The organism is Moorena sp. SIO4A5, from assembly GCF_010672005.1.
Classification (GTDB): domain Bacteria; phylum Cyanobacteriota; class Cyanobacteriia; order Cyanobacteriales; family Coleofasciculaceae; genus Moorena.
In genome coordinates, this window is record NZ_JAAHHZ010000477.1 from 1 (window position 1) to 3,714 (window position 3,714).

General features: G+C 45.9%; 1 protein-coding gene. It reads right to left on the reverse strand.

Features of this window, described 5'->3' with window-relative positions:
- Positions 1-100: 100 nt before the first annotated feature.
- Positions 101-3,714 (reverse strand): tetratricopeptide repeat protein (locus F6K57_RS39530; protein ID WP_364306047.1); only part of this gene is annotated, 3,614 nt, incomplete at its 5' end.

Genomic DNA, 3,714 nt, shown 5'->3' on the forward strand with positions numbered 1-3,714 from the left:
CTATTCCGTTGGTGATATTGTTGTGTATAACGATTGTGTTGCTATTGACCGAAACCAAGATAGATCTAAACCACTGGTGCAACTGGGCAACAAGGCTAATTTAGTCAATAGCCATAGAGCGCCAATTCCCAGAAGGAATAAAACTTGCCCAATAATAGGGATGCTGATACTCTGGACTTCCTAGCATTTGCAACTGAATCCTTCGCAAAGCTTCAGAACGCCCTTGGTTATCCTGCAATCCCTGATAATAAGACACCATTAAATATTTCGTAGCCGTATCATTCACGTTCCACAAACTAATGACTTGGCTTTCTGACCCGGCAATTACCAACGCTCGACGCAACCCATATATTCCTTCCCCAGCACTGATATTGCCTAAGCCAGTATCACAAGCTGATAACACCACTAGCTTTGTACCTGATAAATTTAATCCCGTTGCTTCTAAGGCTGTGAAGATGCCATCTTCTAAATCATTGTCTGGCTTGTTGTTCTTAATTCCTGCTAATGCTAACCATGACCAAAGTAAGGCATTATCCCCATTAGTCAACTCTTCCTTTTCAGGTCTGTTTTGGAAGAAACCATGGGTAGCGATATGTAGTATTCTGGGACGAGTAACCTGTTTCAATGCTGCTTCATTAGCTTGAGCACCCAACAAGGGCTCCACACCCAGCATCTTTGCGATCGCGTTTACTTCCTCAAGAGTACCCGGTAAAGGGGATAAGCTCAACTCTGAAGGATTAAAGTCACGTAAACTGCGGGTTGCTACTATCTGGTTTTCCTCCCCAAGGGCAGTAGTTTGAGCCGAATTATCAAAATCTGGTGCTCCCAAAAGTACTGGTTGGGTAAGCTTGGGATTAGGATTGGATAATCTCAGTAAATCCCTACCGGAGGTGAGGTAGGTAAAACCATAGCTTTCTACTAAATACCGGTTGTCTTGATCTACTAAAGCTTCAAAAGGGATGAGGTTGAGGTAGCTGTCTGGAGACAGTAAAATCCTGCTGCTATCTCCCAACAAAGGACGAACTTTCGCCATCAGCTTCTCATCTACTTTACGGCCTGCTTGTTTTAACTGAGGGATGGTAACTCCTTTGTCTTGAAGGGATAATTCAAGTATCTCCCACAGAGGTTTCAACGCATCTACTTCCCCTAAATCCATGCCTTGGGGTGAGCCTTGAGAACGGAGTACATAGGCGGCATAACGGGGATTACCAAAACTATCCTCTTGGGGATTGTAGGGTTTGTATTCTACAAATTCTACCAGTGCCGTATCTTCAGGAATCAGTTGTTGAATAGTTTCGATGGTAACTGGTTGATTGATTTGGGCAAATTCACGACTGCGCCGACTAATTTTTGCGACTAGTTCCTGTTCCTGATTCCTTAGTTCATTGAGCTGATTACGATATTCTTCAAGGGGAAGCTTATCCGGTCGGTTGTAGGTGAGGTTAGCGAGTTGGGTGCGAGTATTGTTGAGTCGGTCTAGTAATTTTTGGCTTTGGAAATCTAAGCGTTTACGCAACAGTTGCTGACTATGGGTCAAGAAATCGAGTAAGCGACCTTTGCGACGTAAGATAGTTGTTAAAGCTAGACCAGCTGCTCTTTCATGATCAGGAGCTGAGTTTAGGTGTAGAGAAATGGCTGCATCCGTTGTGCCAGAAATAGTTTTGATGTACTCTCGTTTTTGCTTTTCAGCACCAGCGACGAGATTACGTTCTAGATTAAGTTCTTGGATGTCTAATCCTGTTTCGAGAAACTCCAGGGCTTGCTCAATGTTTCCTTGACTGTGATGTAAAATAGCTAAATTATTGAGGCTTAATGCCACTAATGGGTGTTCCTCCCCCAGCAACCGTCTGTTCATCTCCAAAGCTTGGGTATACAAGGGTTCCGCCTGTTGGTACCTTCCCATGGATTTGTAGAGTGCCGCCAGATTATTCAGGCTATATGCCACATTTGGGTGTTCTTTACCCAGTAACCGTCTCCACATCTCCAAAGCTTGGGTATACAAGGGTTCCGCCTGTTGGTATCTTCCCATTAATTGGTAGAGTAAAGCCAGATTATTGAGGCTTTTTGCCACATCAGGGTGTTCCTCTCCCAGTAACCTTCTATATATCTCCAAGGATTGGGTTAACAAGGGTTCTGCCTGTTGGTACCTTCCCATGACTTGGTAGAGTGCCGCCAGATTATTGAGGTTGGTTGCCACATTAGGGTGTTCCTGGCCCAGCAACCGTCTAAACATCTCCAAAGCTTGGGTTAACAAGGGTTCCGCCTGTTGGTACCTTCCCATGGATTCGTAGAGTAAAGCCAGATTATTGAGGTTGGTTGCCACATTAGGGTGTTCCTGGCCCAGCAACCGTCTATACATCTCCAAGGCTTCGGTATACAAGGGTTCCGCCTGTTGGTACCTTCCCATGGCACGATAGAGTTCTGCCAGATTATTCAGGCTTTTTGCCACATCAGGGTGTTGGTTACCCAGCAACCGTCTAAACATCTCCAAAGCTTGGGTATACAAGGGTTCCGCCTGTTGGTACCTTCCCATGGATTGGTAGAGTCCCGCCAGATTATTGAGGCTAGTTGCCACATTAGGGTGTTCTTTACCCAGTAACCGTCTCCATATCTCCAAAGCTTGGGTTAACAAAGGTTCAGCCTGTTGGTACCTTCCCATTAAATAGTAGAGTCCCGCCAGATTATTGAGGCTAGTTGCCACAGATGGGTGTTCCTCCCCCAGCAACCGTCTATACATCTCCAAGGATTGGGTATACAAGGGTTCAGCTTGTTCGTAGCTTCCCATGGATTGGTAGAGTAAAGCCAGATTATTCAGGCTGGTTGCCACATTAGGGTGTTCGTTCCCCAGCAACCGTCTTCTCATCTCCAACCCTTGGTTTAACAAGGGTTCAGCTTGTTCATAGCTTCCCATGGATTGGTAAAGTACCGCGAGATTATTGAGGCTATTTGCCACATCAGGGTGTTCCTCCCCAAGCAACCGTCTTCTCATCTCCAAGGATTGGGTATACAAGGGTTCAGCTTGTTCGTAGCTTCCCATGGATTGGTAAAGTAAAGCTAGATTATTCAGGCTGGATGCCAGATCACGGTGTTCATCCCCCAGCAACCGTCTCCTCATCTCTAAGGCTTGGGTATACAAGGGTTCCGCCTGTTGGTACTTTCCCATTGAATAGTAGAGTTCCCCCAAATTATTGAGGCTTAATGCCACAGATGGGTGTTCGTTCCCCAGCAACCGTCTCCTCATCTCCAAGGCTTGGTTTAACAAGGGTTCCGCCTGTTGGTACCTTCCCATTGAAGAGTAGAGTAATCCCAGATTATCTAGGCTTAATGCCACATATAAGTGTTCGTTCCCCAGCAACTGTCTATAAATCTCTAAAGATTGGGTATACAAGGGTTCCGCCTCTGAATACCTTCCCATTTCACGATAGAGTTCTGCCAGATGATTGAGGCTGGTAGCCACATCTGCGTGTTCTTCCCCGAGCACTTGCTGTCGAATCCTCAAAGCTTCCCGGGCGAGGGGAATCGCTTCGGAGTATTTCCCTTGCTCCTTCAGTACCCATGCTTGTTGACTCAGTTGTTCAGCTTTGGTTAGTTGTTCTTGTGCTGATTCCTGTTGTTGGGCAATAGTAGTTTCTCCCACTGTGGGCTGGGGCGTAATTAGTCCTACTGAGATCAAACTAACTAGAGCTGTTGCCCAAATTGTTGGCCGTTTTGGTT